This is a genomic window from Pseudomonas sp. QC2, from assembly GCF_002859085.1.
GTDB lineage: Bacteria > Pseudomonadota > Gammaproteobacteria > Pseudomonadales > Pseudomonadaceae > Aquipseudomonas > Aquipseudomonas petroselini.
Genome location: NZ_PKKS01000004.1, coordinates 135,125 through 151,496 on the forward strand (window position 1 = coordinate 135,125; position 16,372 = coordinate 151,496).

Annotated in this window: 12 protein-coding genes and 1 pseudogene; 2 read left to right on the forward strand and 11 right to left on the reverse strand. The window is 61.9% G+C overall.

Translation table 11 applies throughout. The features are described 5' to 3' along the window. Nucleotides 1-98 precede the first annotated feature (98 nt). From QCBJ_RS04440 to QCBJ_RS04455, 4 genes are all read right to left on the reverse strand, one after another. Nucleotides 99-2,282 (reverse strand): xanthine dehydrogenase family protein molybdopterin-binding subunit, encoded by a 2,184-nt coding sequence (locus QCBJ_RS04440; RefSeq protein ID WP_102060213.1) that lies wholly within the window; start codon nucleotides 2,280-2,282, stop codon nucleotides 99-101. Continuing rightward, nucleotides 2,279-3,268, reverse strand: coding sequence for a xanthine dehydrogenase family protein subunit M (locus QCBJ_RS04445; RefSeq protein WP_015885998.1), 990 nt, complete (start codon nucleotides 3,266-3,268; stop codon nucleotides 2,279-2,281). The genes QCBJ_RS04440 and QCBJ_RS04445 overlap by 4 nt, the downstream gene beginning before the upstream one ends. Then, nucleotides 3,265-3,771, reverse strand: a complete 507-nt coding sequence (locus tag QCBJ_RS04450; RefSeq protein ID WP_102060214.1) for a (2Fe-2S)-binding protein — start codon at nucleotides 3,769-3,771, stop codon at nucleotides 3,265-3,267. The genes QCBJ_RS04445 and QCBJ_RS04450 overlap by 4 nt, the downstream gene beginning before the upstream one ends. A 95-nt stretch (nucleotides 3,772-3,866) precedes the next feature. Then, on the reverse strand, nucleotides 3,867-4,313 hold the full coding sequence (locus QCBJ_RS04455; protein WP_102060215.1) for a DUF4879 domain-containing protein: 447 nt from the start codon (nucleotides 4,311-4,313) through the stop codon (nucleotides 3,867-3,869). Between the two features lie 173 nt (nucleotides 4,314-4,486). Between QCBJ_RS04455 and QCBJ_RS04460 the strand changes: the two genes are divergently transcribed. Next, nucleotides 4,487-5,782: an NCS2 family permease gene (locus QCBJ_RS04460; protein ID WP_015886001.1), complete on the forward strand. Its 1,296-nt coding sequence runs from the start codon at nucleotides 4,487-4,489 to the stop codon at nucleotides 5,780-5,782. Continuing rightward, entirely contained in the window at nucleotides 5,779-6,858 is a 1,080-nt protein-coding gene (trmA, locus tag QCBJ_RS04465; protein WP_102060216.1) for a tRNA (uridine(54)-C5)-methyltransferase TrmA, read from the forward strand. Before QCBJ_RS04460 ends, trmA begins: the two co-directional genes overlap by 4 nt. Here the strand turns inward: trmA and QCBJ_RS04470 are convergent. From QCBJ_RS04470 to QCBJ_RS04500, 7 genes and pseudogenes are all read right to left on the reverse strand, one after another. Continuing rightward, complete coding sequence (locus QCBJ_RS04470; protein WP_102060217.1) at nucleotides 6,841-7,314, reverse strand: DUF2442 domain-containing protein; 474 nt, start codon at nucleotides 7,312-7,314, stop codon at nucleotides 6,841-6,843. The two genes, trmA and QCBJ_RS04470, sit on opposite strands and share 18 nt — an antisense overlap. Then, nucleotides 7,307-7,435 (reverse strand): annotated as a pseudogene (locus QCBJ_RS04475) (DUF4160 domain-containing protein); the annotation flags it as partial. The pseudogene QCBJ_RS04475 and the gene QCBJ_RS04470, both read right to left, overlap by 8 nt. Nucleotides 7,436-7,570: 135 nt before the next feature. Beyond that, nucleotides 7,571-8,887 carry a TolC family outer membrane protein gene (locus QCBJ_RS04480; protein ID WP_015886005.1) on the reverse strand — a complete coding sequence of 439 codons (1,317 nt, stop codon included), beginning with the start codon at nucleotides 8,885-8,887 and terminating at the stop codon, nucleotides 7,571-7,573. Next, nucleotides 8,884-10,209 carry an HlyD family type I secretion periplasmic adaptor subunit gene (locus tag QCBJ_RS04485; RefSeq protein WP_102060218.1) on the reverse strand — a complete coding sequence of 442 codons (1,326 nt, stop codon included), beginning with the start codon at nucleotides 10,207-10,209 and terminating at the stop codon, nucleotides 8,884-8,886. Before QCBJ_RS04485 ends, QCBJ_RS04480 begins: the two co-directional genes overlap by 4 nt. After that, on the reverse strand, nucleotides 10,206-11,942 hold the full coding sequence (locus QCBJ_RS04490) for a type I secretion system permease/ATPase (RefSeq protein WP_102060219.1): 1,737 nt from the start codon (nucleotides 11,940-11,942) through the stop codon (nucleotides 10,206-10,208). The genes QCBJ_RS04485 and QCBJ_RS04490 overlap by 4 nt, the downstream gene beginning before the upstream one ends. A 173-nt stretch (nucleotides 11,943-12,115) precedes the next feature. Then, entirely contained in the window at nucleotides 12,116-12,748 is a 633-nt protein-coding gene (locus QCBJ_RS04495) for a heme acquisition protein HasA (RefSeq protein ID WP_015886008.1), read from the reverse strand. A gap of 103 nt (nucleotides 12,749-12,851) precedes the next feature. Continuing rightward, complete coding sequence (locus tag QCBJ_RS04500) at nucleotides 12,852-15,608, reverse strand: TonB-dependent receptor (protein WP_093544256.1); 2,757 nt, start codon at nucleotides 15,606-15,608, stop codon at nucleotides 12,852-12,854. Nucleotides 15,609-16,372 lie beyond the last annotated feature (764 nt).

The window sequence follows — 16,372 nt, forward strand, 5'->3', positions numbered from 1 at the left end:
CCGATAGCGCCATGTCAGTCACAGCATCGTTGACTGACACCCCCCATCGGGGGCAAGCCCCCTCCCACCTTTAGATAATCAGTGCTTGCCAGAGCATGTCAGAGCACCTTATCCAAGGTGATCGGAAACTCCCGAACCCGTTTGCCGGTGGCGTGATAAATCGCATTCGCCACCGCCGCTGCCACGCCGACAATACCGATTTCACCAACCCCCTTGGACCCCAGGGCGTTGACGATCTCGTCATGTTCCTCGACAAACACCACGTCGATCTCGCCAATATCCGCGTTTACCGGGAGGTGGTACTCGGCCAGGCTGTGGTTCATGTAGCGCCCCAGTTGATGGTCGATCTGGGTTTCTTCGTGCAGGGCCATGCCGATACCCCACACCACACCGCCAAGGATCTGGCTGCGCGCCATCTTCGGGTTGACCACACGCCCGGCGGCAATCGCGCTGACCACCCGACGGACCTTGATGGTGCCCAGGTCTTCATCCACCTGCACCTCGACAAATACCGCCGAATGGGTGGCGGTGCTGTAGCCCTCGCGTTTTTTGTCGGGCTCGCTGTCGACCTGCACGTCCAGCGCGTCTTCGCCACTGTCCTTGACCAACTGCGCCAACGAAACGCTCACGTCGCCCGTATGCAACTGGCCGTCTTCGAAGCGTACGGATTCGGCGTCCTTGAAGACCGGGTAAGTCTGGCGGGCAATCTCCAGCAACTTGGCATTCAGCGCCTCGCAGGCTTGCTGTACGGCGGTCCCCACAGAAGACACGGTAAACGATCCGCCCTGCAGCGGCGCGGTGGGCAATGACGAATCGCCCAGCATAAACACTACGTCCTCGACCGCCACACCACTGGCCTGGGCCGCGATCTGGGTCATCACCGTGTAAGTGCCGGTGCCGATATCGGTGGTGGCGCTGCTGACCGTCAGCTTGCCCTGCGCGTCGATCCGCGCCTTGGCGCTGGCCTTCATCTGCATGGCCTCCCATACCCCGCCGGCCATGCCCCAGCCGATCAACTGGCGGCCGTCGCGCATACTGCGCGGTTCCGGGTTGCGCTGGCTCCAGCCGAAACGCTCGGCACCTTCGCTGTAGCATTCGCGCAGGGCCTTGCTCGACCAGGGTTTGTCTTCGTTCTGGTTGCGCTCGGCGTAGTTGATCAGCCGCAGTTGCACCGGGTCGATCCCCAGCGCGCAGGCCACTTCGTCCATGGCGCACTCCAGGCCGATCACGCCAAGGGCGGCACCGGGAGCGCGCATGTCCATGGGCGTGAACACATCCAGGGGCACCAGTTTGTAGGTCAGTTGCACGTTATCGCAGTGGTAGAGCATGCCGCTCCACTCCACCACATGTTCGCTGAAATCCTCGAAGCGCGAGGTCTGGCCGATAGCGGTGTGTCCGAGTGCCAGCAGGCGTCCGTTGGCGGCGGCGCCCATTTGCAAGCGCTGCAAGGTGCGCGGGCGGTAGCCGAAAGTGAACATCTGTTGGCGGGTCAGGGTGACGCGCACCGAGCGTTTGAGCGCCAGGGAGGCCATGACGGCCAACGGCAACTGGTACTGCGGGCGCAAGCCGGAGCCAAAAGCGCCGCCGACGAACGCGGCGAAGATGCGCACCTGGCTTTTATCCAGGCCAAAGACTTTTTGCACATAGGCCTGGCAATTCTGTGGGCCCTGGGTCTTGTCATGGATATGCAAGGTGCCATCGGGTTGATACAGCACGGTGCTGGCGTGGGGTTCCATCGGGTTGTGGTGTTCGATGGGCGTGCTGTAGTGCAGATCCAGGCTGACGGCGGCGCCGGCCCACTCGGCCTGGAAGTTGCCACGCGGCGCCGGCGGGGTTTGCGGCGAAGCATGGGCCTGTTCCTGCAAGGCCAGCAGGTCGGTTTCGAAGGCTTCGGTTTCGTACTCGATGTCCACCAGGGAACCGGCATGCCGCGCCAGCTCCAGGTTATCGGCGATCACCAAGGCCAGGGGCTGGCCGCTGTACAGCACGCGGTCGTTGTATAGCGGGCGGAACGGCGAGCCATCGGCGGCGTCGTCGTCCTGGAAAGCGTCGTCGTAGCTGGCGATCCTCGGCCGGTTGAGGTGATGGATAACCTCCACCACGCCCGGCAGGGCCAGCGCCCTGGAAGCATCGATGCGCAGCACACGGCCCTTGGCGACGGTGCTGGACACCACGCTACCGTGCAGCAGGCCATGCTCGGGAAACTCCCCGGCATAACGTGCCTGGCCGGTGACTTTGAGCAGACCGTCCACCCGGTCCAAGGGTTTGCCGATAGCGGTCATGGCTGTTCTCCTGCGACAGCAGCGTCGCTCAGGGCGCGAATGATCGCCCGGCGCGCCAGCTTGATCTTGAAGCCGTTGTGCGCAAGCGGCTCAGCGTCTTGCAGCAGGGCATCGGCGGCGTGGCTGAAGGTTTCGCGGCTGACGACCTGGCCGATCAGGCCGGCTTCCACGGCGCGGTCACGCCAGGGTTTGTGGGCCACGCCGCCGAGGGCCAGGCGTGCATCAACGATGAGGTCGCCGTCCAGTTCAAGCGCTGCGGCAACGGACACCAGGGCGAAGGCATAAGACGCGCGGTCGCGGATTTTCAGGTAGTGACTGTGGCTCGCCAGGTTATCGGCGGGCAGCTCGATCGCGGTGATCAGCTCATCGTCAGCCAATTGGTTGTCCCGTTGCGGCGCGTCACCGGGCAGGCGATGGAAATCGGCAAACTCGATGATCCGCGCACCACCACGCCCTTCCACATGCACCCGCGCCTCCAGCGCAGCCAGCGCGACGCACATGTCGGACGGATGGGTCGCGACACACTCTTCACTGGCGCCGAGGATCGCATGGATGCGATTCAAGCCGGTTCGCGCCGGGCAACCGCTGCCGGGTTCACGTTTGTTGCAGGGCACGGTGGCGTCATAGAAGTAGTAGCAACGGGTGCGCTGCAACAGGTTGCCGCCGGTACTGGCCATGTTGCGCAGTTGCGGCGAGGCGCCCGCGAGGATGGCTTGCGACAGCAATGGATAACGCTGTTCGATCAGCGGGTGCCAGGCCAGGTCGGCGTTGCTCACCAGGGCGCCGATCAGCAGTCCGCCTTCGGCCGTTTGCTGAATGTCATGCAACGGCAGGCCGGTGATGTCGATGAGGTGCTCGGGGCGGCTGATGTTTTCCTTCATCAAGTCCAGCAGGTTGGTGCCACCGGCAATAAAGCGCGATGCCGCGCTGCTGAGGTGGACCGCCTCCTGTACATCCGCCGGTTTGCTGTAATGGAAGGGGTTCATTGCTCACCTCCCACGACGTCCACGATGGCATCGCGGATATTGCTGTAGGCACCACAGCGGCAGAGGTTGCCGCTCATCAGCTCTTGGATCTGCGCGGTGTCGCGGGCACGGCCTTCATTGACCAGGCCGACGGCGGAACAGATCTGGCCGGGGGTGCAGTAACCGCACTGGAAGGCGTCGTGCTTGATAAAGGCTTGCTGCATCGGGTGGAGCACGTCGCCGTCGGCCAGGCCTTCGATGGTGGTCAATTCGGCGCCGTCGCACATGACGGCGAGGGTCAGGCAGGCGTTGACGCGTTTGCCGTCGCGCAAGACGGTGCAGGCGCCGCATTGGCCGTGGTCGCAGCCTTTTTTGCTGCCGACCAGGTCCAGTTGCTCGCGCAGCAGGTCCAACAGCGTGGTCCAGGGCAACACGTCCAACTGGCGGTCCTGGCCGTTGAGGCGCAGGCGTATCGGGTGGCTGACGAACGGCTGGGCCGCCGCGCCATTGGGGGTCGCGCTCATAAACACCTCACGGGTTGGTGTACATCCGCGGCGTTAGAAAAGTCGCCGTCTCAGGGGTACGACTTCCCGTGGTTTTGAGCGTTCAAGAAGATTGATCAGCGGATATTGAGTAGGGTTTTCAGGGTGTTTCGCGGGGGGTTGATCGAGGCGTTGCTGTATTCGAACCAGCCCTGGGCCTCCACATTCAGGTCAAACACATAGATGTAGCCCATCAACGTGCCGGCCCCGCTGCAGGCCTCGCTGATGTTGCCGACCTGGCATACCGGCGTGCGCTGGCCGTTCAACACCGCGCCATTGAAGAGGCCAACCGGGTTATTGCCCAGGCCGACTTCCATGACAGAAACCTTAGTCGGCCCACGGTGCGTACACATCTGGGTCGTACTCACACGCTCAGGAATGGTTTCCGTGCAACGCGCCGACTCAACCTTGAACACACGCACTTCGCTCAACGGCGGTGCAGTCGCGCCCCACGCCGGTGCTGCACCGAGCAACAGGCTGATACAGGGGATCAGGGCTAGACTCCACGGGCTGGCGTTTTTCATGCGGCGGATGACCTTCGTTTAAACGTCGGCGCAGTATGCCTCAAGGCCTCGGCTGCTGGTATGATGCGCCGCTTTTTCCGATCCTCTCTGAAACCACAGGCGCTTGGCGCAGTTTGTGCTTTGACTTAGAGGTCAACAAATCACGACGCCACAGAGCGTCACTGGGAGCAGGCATGCTGGAAAAGCTGTTTCAACTCAAGGCACACAACACCAACGTGCGCACCGAGATCCTCGCGGGCATCACGACATTCCTGGCCATGGCCTACATCCTGTTCGTGAACCCGAGCATCCTCGGCGAGACCGGCATGGACAAAGGCGCGGTATTCGTCGCCACCTGCCTGGCCGCCGCCATCGGTTCGACCGTGATGGGCCTGATCGCCAACTACCCGATCGCTCTTGCGCCGGGCATGGGCCTCAACGCCTTCTTTACCTACACCGTGGTCCTGCACATGGGCCACACCTGGCAGGTTGCGCTGGGGGCGGTGTTTATCTCGGCGGTGCTGTTCTTCCTGCTGTCGATCTTTCGCATTCGTGAGTGGATCATCAACGCCATCCCCCTGCCCCTGCGCTCGGCGATTGCCGCCGGTATCGGCCTGTTCCTGGCGCTGATCGCCCTGCATAACGCCGGGATCGTGGTGAGCAACCCGGCCACCATGGTGGGCCTGGGCGACCTGAAACAACCGGCGCCGATCCTGGCCACCCTGGGTTTCGTGCTGATCGTCGCGCTGGAAGCCCTGGCCGTACGCGGCGCGGTGCTGATCGGCATCCTGGCGGTGACCATCGCCTCGATCGTATTGGGCTTCACCCCGTTCATCGGTATCACCTCGGCACCACCGTCCCTGGCCCCGACCTTCCTGCAGCTGGATATCAAGGGCGCCCTGGATATCGGCCTGGTCAGCGTGATCTTCGCCTTCCTGTTCGTGGACCTGTTCGATAACTCCGGCACCTTGATCGGCGTGGCCAAGCGCGCCGGCCTGATGGGCAAGGACGGTCACATGCCGAAAATGGGCCGTGCGTTGATCGCCGACAGTACCGCCGCCATGGCGGGCTCCCTGCTGGGCACTTCGACCACCACCAGCTACATCGAGTCCGCTGCGGGCGTGAGCGCCGGTGGCCGTACCGGCCTGACCGCCATCGTGGTCGCGATCCTGTTCCTGCTGGCGTTGTTCTTCTCGCCACTGGCCGCCAGCGTGCCGGCCTACGCCACTGCGCCGGCACTGCTGTTCGTGGCCGTGCTGATGACCCAGGGCCTGGCCGAGATCGACTGGGACGACATCACGGTTGCAGCGCCGGTAGTGGTCACCGCCCTGGCGATGCCTTTCACTTACTCCATCGCCAACGGCATCGCCTTCGGTTTCATCGCCTGGACCGCCATCAAGCTGCTTTCGGGCCGCTACCGTGAGCTGAACCCGGCATTGGTGATTCTGTCGATTCTGTTTGTAATCAAGCTGGGCTGGTTCAACGCATGACTTTTGACGCCGCACGCTACACCGCTCAACTGCAAGACAAGGTCACGCGCTTGCGTGACCTGCTGGCACCGTTTGACGCGCCAGAGCCACAGGTCTTCGACTCGCCGCTGCAGAACTTCCGCCTGCGCGCCGAGTTCCGCCTGTGGCGCGAAGGCGGTGAGCGCCACTACGCGATGTTTTCCCAGGACGACAAGCGCACGCCGATCCTGATCGACGAGTTCCCCATCGCCAGCCAACGCATCAACCAATTGATGCCGCAGCTCAAGGCCGCCTGGCAAGCCAGCGCCGCCCTGAGCCACAAGCTGTTCCAGGTGGAGTTCCTGACCACCCTGGCCGGCGATGCGATGATCACCCTGTGCTATCACCGCCCACTGGACGAGCATTGGCACACCGCCGCGAATAAGCTCGCCACCGACTTGAACGTCAGCATCATCGGCCGCTCCAAGGGCAAGCGCGATGTGATCGGCCACGACTATGTAGTGGAAAAACTCGAGGTCGGTGGCCGCACGTTCAGCTATCGCCAACCCGAAGGCGCCTTCACCCAGCCCAACGGCACGGTGAACCAGAAGATGCTCAACTGGGCCTATGACGCCCTGGGCGATCGCCCGGACGATTTGCTCGAGTTGTATTGCGGCAACGGCAACTTCACCCTGCCCCTGGCAACACGTGTACGCAAGGTGCTGGCGACCGAGATCAGCAAGACCTCGGTGAATGCGGCCTTGAGCAACCTCGATGAAAACGCGGTGGGTAACGTCACCCTGGTGCGCCTCTCCGCCGAAGAACTCACCGAAGCGCTGAATGAAGTGCGCCCGTTCCGCCGCCTGCACGGTATCGACTTGAAGAGCTATGAGTTCGGCAGCGTGTTCGTCGACCCGCCGCGCGCCGGCATGGACCCGGACACCTGCGAACTGACCCGGCGCTTCGACAACATCCTGTACATCTCCTGCAACCCCGAGACGTTGGCGGCGAACATCGCGCAATTGCATGACACGCACCGGATTACGAAGTGCGCAATGTTTGACCAGTTCCCGTGGACGCACCATATGGAATCCGGTGTGTTACTGACTCGGCGGTAGTTCAACGTCCTCAGGTTCCTTCTTGCGTGGCCGCCCGCCCTTCTTGCCATTGGCTCGGGCGGCGGCGGATTTGGCGGCGCTGCTTTTGCGACCGTTGCGCGACGCAACCAAACTGGTGGCTAGGTCCATGAGCGGTTTGCTGGTGGCGATCAGGCCCGTGACCGAAACATCCAAATCCCGGGCCTCACAGCACAGCGCCTTGCCGCCAAAGCCGACTTCCAGTTGCTCAAAGTCCTCCAAGGAAAACCCCGCGAACTCGGGCAGGCCAGCCACCGGCAGTAAAACGCGACTGCCGTCGCTGAAGCCGATGGAAAGGCAGTTGTCTTCATAACGCACAGAACTGGCGCGGGCATAAAGGTGCCGTGTCTTGCGCCCTCGGGCTATCGCCTTTTCGACGTCGGCCTCAGTGACCGGTTTATAGGGTACGACTTTGGCTTTTACGATTTGCTTCACCATCCAGAAAACTGAAACGAAAACACGCATCCCACTCCTTCCCCCTGACATGCACATGGGGCGGGCAATGCTCATCCCTGATAAACACCGAAATCACATATCCCTTGTAAGCGCCTACTCTCATCGTAACCCATCAGTTAGGTTATTTTCCGCCAGGTAACAGTTTTCCCCTGTCACCCGACAACCGGCTCCATTTTCCCGAAGCTGTTTCACAGACTAGTAAGCACAAAAAACCCGGCGAATGCCGGGTTGTAACCACTCATGCCGAGGGCTGGAAATACCCCGCCAAGGCCCGCAAGTCCTGCTCGCTCAGCAACCCCGCGTAATACTTCAACTGAATCCGAGCCAGCAGATACGCATGCCGCGCATTCGCCAGGTCGCGGCGGGCGGTGAAGAGTTGTTGTTCGGCGTCGAGCACGTCGAGGTTGACGCGCTCACCGCCGGTGACGCTTTTCTGGGTCGCGGCGACCAAGGCAGTGGCCGAGCTGACGGCCATTTCATAGGCGCGCACTTTGGCGGCGCCGCTGGTATTGAGGTTGAACTGCTTGCGCAACTCCACCAGCGTGGCCGAGGTTTGCGCGTCCAACTCGTACTGGGCCTGGGACAGCTGGTTCGCCGCCTGGCGGGTGGAGGCCGACACCCCACCGCCGGCAAACAGTGGCAGGCTGACCTGAATACCGACACTGTTGGTGTCGTACTGTTGGTTGTAGCTGCTTTCCGAGTCAGAACGGGTCTGGCGACTGGTGGCGTACAGGCTGACCTTGGGCAGGTGGCCTGCACGTTTGCGCTCCACTTCATAGGACGCTACGTCCAGGGCGTGGTGCTGGGATTTAAGCTCCGGGTTATTGGCCATGGCCATGTCGCGCCAGGTCTCGAAACGGTTGGGCTGCAGGGGCGGGATGTCGAATTGGCGCGTCAATGGTGCCAATTCTTCGATCTGCAGCGGCTGGCCGACGATGGCTTCCAACTCGCGCAGGGCGCTGTCCTGAGCATCCAGGGATTCGATTTCTTCTGCCTGGGCCAAGCTCAGGCGCGCCTGGGTTTCCAGCACATCGGTGCGCGTCCCCTCACCGCCCTTGAGCAGGCGATCATTGAGTTGCAGGCGCTCGGCATACGCGCGTTTCTGCGCACGGCTCAGCTCGATACGTTCTTGCGCCAGCAAGGCCTGGCTGTAGGCATTGAGCACCCGCACTGCCAGTTCCTGGCTCTTGCCGCGAAAGCGCTCGTCGGCCATCAACGCCTGGGCGGTGCCCTGGCGAAACCGCGCATAGGCTTCGTAATCCAGCAAAGGTTGCTGCAAGGTCAGAGTCGACGCGTAACTGCGGTAGTCACGGTCGCTGGTGACCTCACCCGCCGTCACTTCAGACGCGTTGCGCGAGTTGTTATAGCTCCATGACAGGTTCGGCAACAACGCCGCACGCCCGATCACGCGATGTTCTTCACCGGCTTCACGCTCCTGGATAGCGGCCTGAAAAGTCGGATCATTGCGCAGGGCCAAGTCGTAGGCATCCAGCAAACCCAAGGCGTGCGCCGCCGAGGTACAACCGAAAAACAGGGTAAACAGCAGCGCCTTCATTCTTCCACCAGGGCCATATGGGTGCGATCCAGCAGGGGTTTGAACAGGTAGTTGAGCATCGAGCGCTCACCGGTCTTGATGAAGGTTTCCACCGGCATGCCGGGACGTATCTGCACGCCGTCCAGTTGTTGCATGCCGGCCGCGCTGACCTGGGCGCGCAGCGTGTAGTAAGGCTCGTCGGTGCGTTCATCGACCTGGCGATCGGCCGAGACCAGTGTGACCTCACCGGCCACCCGTGGCGTGGTGGCCTGATTGAAGGCCGAGAACAGCAACTCCACCGGCAAGCCCGGATGCACCTTGTCGACCATCTGCACCGGCACGCGCGCCTCCACCAGCAAGGGTTCGCCCTGGGGCACGATGTCCATCAACGCCTGGCCGGGCTTGATTACGCCGCCTTCGGTGTACACATCCAGCCCCACCACCACACCGGACGCCGGGGCGCGCACCAGGCTGTTGGCCAATTCGAACTCGGCCGAGGCCAGTCGATTGCGCAGGTCGTCGCTGCGGGTACGGGTCTCGGCCAACTGGCCGCGCAGGTCTTTCTGGAAGTCTTCGCCGAGCTGACGGATGCGTAGCCGCAGTTCGAGCACCTGGCGCTGCAACTGACCGATACGACCATAGTCCTCGGCGATGGCGCCATCGACCTGCGAGTACAGGCGCTCGCTGTCGAGCAGGCGGTTGCGTGGGATGTACCCGTCACGCGCCAACGCGCGCAGGCCTTGCAGTTGCTCACTCAACGCCGCACGTTGCTGGACTTTGCTGGCTTGCGAATCCCGCGTGCCGCGCAGCTGCGCCTCGGCGCCGGCGATGGTTTCGCGCAGGCCTTGTTGCTCGGTAGCCAGGGCCTGGGCACGGCTATTGAACAGCTGCCGTTGCAGGTTCAGGGTGGCCGCTGCTTCAGGATCGTCGAGCAGTTCGGGAGCAAAAGTGATTGCCGACAACCCTTCACTTTCGGCACTCAAGCGCGCTTCGCTGGCCAGGGACGCCACGTATTGGCTGCGCAGGGACTGCATCTGCCCGCGCAATGGGGTTTCCTTCAAGCGCAGCAGCACCTGGCCGGCACTGACCACCTCACCGTCGCGCACGTCAATGCGCTCGACGATACCTCCAGCCGGGTGTTGCACGGTCTTGCGATGGCCCGAGACCATGACCTTGCCCGACACCGCAACGCCCTTGTCCAACGGCGCCAACGCCGCCCAACCAAGGAAACCGGCAAAGCCACCGAGCACCAACAGCCAGCCAATGCGCGAATATTTCTTGTCATCCAGCGCCAGCACGTTGTTCGGCGCCTCGCTGACCAACACAGGTTTGCTCTGGCTCATGCCTGTTTTCCTTCACCGAGGCGGTAACTCATGCTCAGGGTCGATACCGGCTTGCTCGCGGCGGGCTTCTGCCGTGCCTCCAACACACGCGCCGTAGGGCCTAACGCCTGCAATTGACCGTCCTTGAGGATCAGCAACTGGTCAGTCAGGCTCAGCACGTTGGGTTTGTGGGTGATCAGGATCACGGTACGGCGCTGTTGCTTGAGCTGGCCGATGGCTTGGAGCAGCGCGTGCTCGCCCACCTCGTCGAGGTTGGCGTTGGGTTCATCCAGCACGATCAACGCAGGCAGGCCGTACAGCGCACGGGCCAGCGCAACGCGTTGCTTCTGGCCGCCGGACAAGCCGGCGCCGCCCTCCCCCAATGGCGTGTCGTAGCCTTGGGGCAGTTGCAGGATCAATTCATGCACGCCAGCCATTTGCGCAGCAGCGAGGACTTTATCCGCGTCGACCTCGGCAAAGCGTGCGATGTTTTCCGCAATGCTGCCGGCGAACAATTGAATGTCTTGCGGCAGGTAACCGATGTGCGGACCTAACTGCTGCTTGTCCCACAGGGCCAGGTCGGCACCGTCCAGCCGCACCTTGCCGGCCAGGGGCGCCCAGGCGCCCACCAGTATTCGCGCCAGGGTGGATTTGCCGCAGCCCGACGGCCCGATCACGCCCAGCACGTCGCCTGCCGCCAGGTTAAAACCGAGGTTGGCCAGCGCCGGCCGACGGCTGCCGGGGGCACAGGCGCTGATGTGCTCGACGCTCAGCTGGCCTTTAGGCACCGACAGGCTCATAGGGACTGGTCGCGCCGGGTTGGCCTCCAGCATCTGCGACAAGCGTTCGTACGCCAGCCGCGCCGAGCCCCATTGCTTCCACACGCCGATCAGTTGGTCGATGGGGGTCAACACCCGGCCCATCAGGATCGAGCCGGCAATCATCATCCCCGGCGTAATATCGCCCTGCACCGCCAGCAACGCGCCCAAACCCAGGACCAGGGATTGCAACGCGAGGCGCACGCCCTTGGACCAGGCGCTGACGGCTGCGGTCTTTTCACTGGCCAGGTTTTGCTGGGCCAAAAACGCTTGATGCTGGCCGAACCAGCGTGCGCGCAACGTGCCGAGCATGCCCATGGCTTCGATGGTGTCGGCATTGCGCAGGTTGGCCGTGGCCTGCTGGCTGGCGCTGATGGACAGTTGGCTGGCCAGGGCCATCGGAGCCTGACTGACGTGGTGGTTGACCCACGCCAGCGTCATCAACAGCAGCGCGCCGACCAGTGCCAGCAGGCCGAGCCAGGGGTGAAACAGGAAAATCACCAACAGGTACACCGGAAACCACGGCGCATCGAAAAACGCGAACAACGCCTGGCCGGTGGCGAACTGGCGCAGCGTGGTCAGGTCATGCAGCGCCTGGCCGGCCGCCTGGGTGCCGCCCTTGAGTTGCGCTTCGAACGCCGCGTCGTACACCCGTTGGTTCAAACGCATGTCCATCTGCGTGCCGAGGCGAATCACCACCTGGCTGCGCACCCACTCCAATGCGCCCATCAGGCCGAACAGGCCGAGGATCATCAGCGTCAGCATCAACAGGGTCATCTGATTGCCCGAGGCTAGCACCCGGTCGTACACCTGCAGCATGTACAGCGCCGGGGCGAGCATCAGCAGGTTGATCACCGCCGAGAACAGGCCGATGTTGAAGAAGCCACTTTTATAGGCCGTGAGGGCGGCCAGGGTTTCGTTGCCGGCGTGGCGCATCTGGGGATTCTCAAAGGGTTGAGCGGGCAGCGTCGTCGCGTTGACAGGCCATGCGACGCTGCGCAGAATTCGGCACCGCCGTCGCCTGAAGAGTTAGAAGGCTTGGGCAACGGCGGTGTGTCATGCGGCGAATGGGAGAGCGATCTTCCATTCGCTTTTTTCATGCAGCGGATTTAGGCCGCGAGTGCCCAGTCCTGGGCCACGTCCTGCACGCCCACCAGTGCAACGTCGGTGGTGGTCGAGGACGCCGCGTGGGCCGCGAGGCCGGCGGAGATCTCGTCGAAGGTGTTGGCCGTCGACAGGCTCGGGTCGATAGCGCCCAGCAGCTCGTTGAGTGCCGATTCCAGTGCACTGGTGTTGCCCTGGATCAAGCCGTAGATCACGCTCTGCACATCGTTGCCGACGCGGCCTGCACCTTCGGCGGCGGACAGGTCGAGGCCATTGAAGGCGACTTTGTAGGCACTCAGGTCGAAGTCGCTGCCACTGCCGCCGGTCAGGCCGGTGCCCAGCTCGACGTTATCCAGTTCGCCCCACAGGTAGTGGTTCAAGTTGCTGCTGGCCGGCAGTGTTGGATTGAACACGTAGTGCAGGCCGTTGCTGGTGTCGCTGTCGGCGATGAACGCGTAGTCGGAGTTGTTGGCGCCATGGGACGCGTATTGGTCACCGGCGAAGGTCCCGTTGCTGAAACCACCGTTGTTGCCGCCAGTGCCATGACCTGCCGTGGCAAAACCAAGAGCCCAGTCCGACAGGTAGTCAGACAGCGAAGTAGTGCCCAGGTACGACTCGTAGCTAACAGAAATAGTCATCACTAAACCTCATAATTACAGCGCTATTGATCAATGCGCAGCTGCGCACTTTTTACCCAACCCTGGGCAAAACCGTGGTTGATGCGGTGCCGTGGCACCGGTATCAGAATTTGTATTCGAGCATTCCGCTCAAGGTCCGGCCGCGAGCCAGGCTGAGGTTGTTGGCATCGCCCATGGCGACGAAATACGCTTCGTCCGTGGCGTTTTCCAACGCCAACGCGATGTTCAATTGATCGGTCATCCAGTAACTGGCGTAGACGTCATACACGGTGTATTTGGGCCACATGGCCTGGTCGATCAGGTTGTAGCCCTGGTTGTCCAGGTTTTCCCCGTTACCCGAGCTGTAGCGAACACGCACACCGGTATCCAGGCGCTTGTCCAAAAAGCGCGCGCCCAACGTCAACGACGCGCGATCAGCAGGGGTGTAGGTGGCGTTGCCCATGATCTTGCCGCAGCTTTCCTTGGCATTGGCGGCCTCGTCATCCAACAATTCGTAGCGGGTCACAGGGCGGAAACCGATGGTGCCGTTGGGCCGGGTAAACCGTTCGATAACGGTGGTGCTGGGACCGGCCTTCTTGGCCCCGCCCAGGTAGTAGTTCTTCGAACAGAACTCGTTGCTGCCGATCATGTGCGTGTAACTAAGGTTGGTATACGCACGCCCCATGTCGTAGTTGAGTTGGTACTCAAGGCCCCTGAACCGCGTGTCATTGAGGTTGTTGGTATACGCCATGATCCCGTTGAAACCCCCAACGGACGTCTCCGGCAAACTCACACTGGTATTGAGGAAGGTGAAATTCTTAATCTTGGTGTCGAAGTACGCCACCTTGATGCCCAGTCGGTCGTCATTGAAAAAGAGCGACTCCTTGAACACGTTCATCCCCACTTCCCAATCGCGAGACTCCTCTGGCTTCAGGTAAGGATTGGGGAATACCCGTTCATTCGAACCACCCCCGTGGGGGCGGCCGCTCATAAAGGTTTCAGTGACAGCCGGCGGGCGCCAGCCCTTGCCCCAGCGGGTATACAGTTGCAGCCAGTCGACCCCAGGCTTGATGCCGATACCGAAGGTCGGCGAAAACCGTCCGTCTTCACGGTCGATATCAAAAATGTCCTCGACACGCTTCGCGCCCGTCGTACTGGTGTAAAACCGGTCGCGCTTCCACAGCGTCATCCCGGTGACACCCTCCAGCCGATAACGGTCGTAACGCAGCCCGGCATCCACGGTCAGCCAGTCGTCATATTCGTATTGCAGGTTATTGAACACACTGGCGATGGTGCGCTTGCCTTCCGGGTCGGCACTGGGGGTGTAGGGCAGTGATCCGGAGTTGATCGTGTTGGTGGACTCGATCTTGTTGGTACTGGGCTTGAAGGTGTCCTGATACATCTCCAGGCCATAGTTCCAGCTCAGATGCCCCACGCGGCCCAGGTCGAAGCGCGCCGTGTTTTCGCCCTGCAGGCCCCAGGTATCGGTCTGGAAATGGTCGGTGTATGCCGGCGTATAGTTGCCGGAACTCAGGGACGCGAGGTTGCCGGCGTTGGAACGATCCAGTTGGGTGGTGACGTAATAGAGCTTGGCCTTGAAATCGATCAGCGCGTTATCCGGGCTGTAGCTGTAGTCCAGCGCCGCGTTTTTCGCGTTGAGGTTGTTCTTGCCGGTGCGTACGTAATAGCTGCTCTGAAGATCATCACTGATGTAGCCCCAGGCGTCATTGCTGTCGGTATCGCTTTCCAGGTAGCTCAATTGCACGCGCTGATCGTTGGGCAGGTTCAGGCCGAACTTGACGATCTGCGACCGGGTCACGCTGCCGGTATCACCGACTTCGCTGTTCAACCAGTCGTCGAAGGCGACCGGGGCATACTTCCTGGCCCGCAGATTGGTGCCCAGGTTCTGGTCATTGTGGGTGCCGGCCCGGTAGTTGCCGAAATGGCGCTCGCTGTAGCCGAGCAGCACATCGCCGCGCTCATCACCAAAGGCAAACACGCCACTGCCATTGAAGTAGGTACCGTTGCCCAGCTCACCGATACCGCTGCCCGCGCGAAAACGTCCGCCGATCTCTTTACCGTCCTTGAGGAACTCGCTGGCCTCCAGGGTCTTGAACGAGGCGATCCCGCCGAGTACGGCCGCCCCACCCTGCCCCGACTGGCTGCCCTTGTCGATCTCGATGCTGGAAATGAACTCCGGGTCAATCAGCATGGTGCCATTGCGCTGCTGGTGCCCATTGACGTTGAAGTTCTGGCGCATGCCGTCGATGTTCATGTTCACACGGCCATAGTCCTGAACGCCGCGAATGTTCACGGAAAGACCAGGGTCGCGTTGGTCAACGGCGGTGTAGACCCCCGCAGTTTCCTCCAGCATGTCGGCCGCGTGACGGGGTGGGCGCTTGTCGATCATGTCACGGCTGATGACTGCCACGGACTTTGGGGTCTGGTACACCCAATCGCTGGCCTGGCCATTGGTGTTACCGGTAATGGTGGTAGTGCCCACGGTCATGGCGCCGTCGTGATCGTCACTGACGCGGTTGAGCGTGACCTGGCGCTCGCCGGTAAAGCGATACTCCACCGGCGCGGCACCGAGCAAACGGCCCAGGCCTTCCTGCACGCTGAAACTGCCCTTGATCGCCGTACTGCTCAAGCCTTGCAGGCGCTGGCTGTCAAACAACACCTGCAAGCCAGCCTGGTCGGCGAAGGCCAGCACGGCACTGCCGAGAGATTGCACGGGGATATCGAACGTCAACACAGCAGGTTGGGTAGCGCCCGATTGAGGCTGCGCGGCATACACCGGCGCCACTGCGGCGAACAGGCCCAAGTGAATGGAAAGGGCTAACCGGCTACCGGTGATACGCCCCTTGTTGAGTGCTGACATTTCGATTGTTCCCTGCGCTAAGCGTTTTTTGTTTATGCGAATGCTTCTCACCTAGCAAGACGTGCGAAGCGCAGGAAGTCAGTAAGACTTTTCCAAAAGTTTTTTAACGAAGGGGTTCAAGCAGGAAACTGAGCCGGCTTGCCGGCGATAGCCATAGATACGGACACGCCAACGCTAACCACGATGCGAAGCGAGCCGCTCTTGATCTTGATCGTGCTTTTGATCTCAGGCGCCCCATCAAACACGCTGGCCGTAATTCGACAGGGATTTGGGGGGTAAACCGGCAGGGATGCCGGTTTAGCCGCCCCGCGCCATGGATGGCGCGTGGCGGCGGCCCCCCAAATCCCTGGCGGATTACGGGCACACCGAGCCTAGGCGAGGTGCCGAGTGTTGGGGCGAAGGCCTTTTGGTTACTTTTGGGCCTTTTCCAAAAGTGACCCGCCGTAAGGGCGGAACCCATAGTGGCCGTGACCTAAATAACGGATATGTACCCGGTCTGATCCAACATCCTGGTCGTCTACCAGCCCGCCAGCGGGAGCAAGCTCCCTCGCCACAGGTCCAGCGCCATAGCCAGAATTGTGTAGATACCGAGGCCCCGATGGCGCTGAATCAGTCACCTGATGAATTGACTGACACACCGCTATCGGGGGCAAGCCCCCCTCCCACATTTGGATCGCGGGGTAACCGTTAGATTATGGTCAGCTGTCAGGCCGCCGGCGGGAGCAAGCTCCCTCGCCACAGGTCCAGCGCTATACCCAGGGTGG

Bases quoted from the DNA above. Each gene is read 5' to 3' on its own strand.
- QCBJ_RS04440 (WP_102060213.1), bottom strand. From the start codon at position 2,282: ATGACCGCTATCGGCAAACCCTTGGACCGGGTGGACGGTCTGCTCAAA.
- QCBJ_RS04445 (WP_015885998.1), bottom strand. From the start codon at position 3,268: ATGAACCCCTTCCATTACAGCAAACCGGCGGATGTACAGGAGGCGGTC.
- QCBJ_RS04450 (WP_102060214.1), bottom strand. From the start codon at position 3,771: ATGAGCGCGACCCCCAATGGCGCGGCGGCCCAGCCGTTCGTCAGCCAC.
- QCBJ_RS04455 (WP_102060215.1), bottom strand. From the start codon at position 4,313: ATGAAAAACGCCAGCCCGTGGAGTCTAGCCCTGATCCCCTGTATCAGC.
- QCBJ_RS04460 (WP_015886001.1), top strand. From the start codon at position 4,487: ATGCTGGAAAAGCTGTTTCAACTCAAGGCACACAACACCAACGTGCGC.
- trmA (WP_102060216.1), top strand. From the start codon at position 5,779: ATGACTTTTGACGCCGCACGCTACACCGCTCAACTGCAAGACAAGGTC.
- QCBJ_RS04470 (WP_102060217.1), bottom strand. From the start codon at position 7,314: ATGGTGAAGCAAATCGTAAAAGCCAAAGTCGTACCCTATAAACCGGTC.
- QCBJ_RS04480 (WP_015886005.1), bottom strand. From the start codon at position 8,887: ATGAAGGCGCTGCTGTTTACCCTGTTTTTCGGTTGTACCTCGGCGGCG.
- QCBJ_RS04485 (WP_102060218.1), bottom strand. From the start codon at position 10,209: ATGAGCCAGAGCAAACCTGTGTTGGTCAGCGAGGCGCCGAACAACGTG.
- QCBJ_RS04490 (WP_102060219.1), bottom strand. From the start codon at position 11,942: ATGCGCCACGCCGGCAACGAAACCCTGGCCGCCCTCACGGCCTATAAA.
- QCBJ_RS04495 (WP_015886008.1), bottom strand. From the start codon at position 12,748: ATGACTATTTCTGTTAGCTACGAGTCGTACCTGGGCACTACTTCGCTG.
- QCBJ_RS04500 (WP_093544256.1), bottom strand. From the start codon at position 15,608: ATGTCAGCACTCAACAAGGGGCGTATCACCGGTAGCCGGTTAGCCCTT.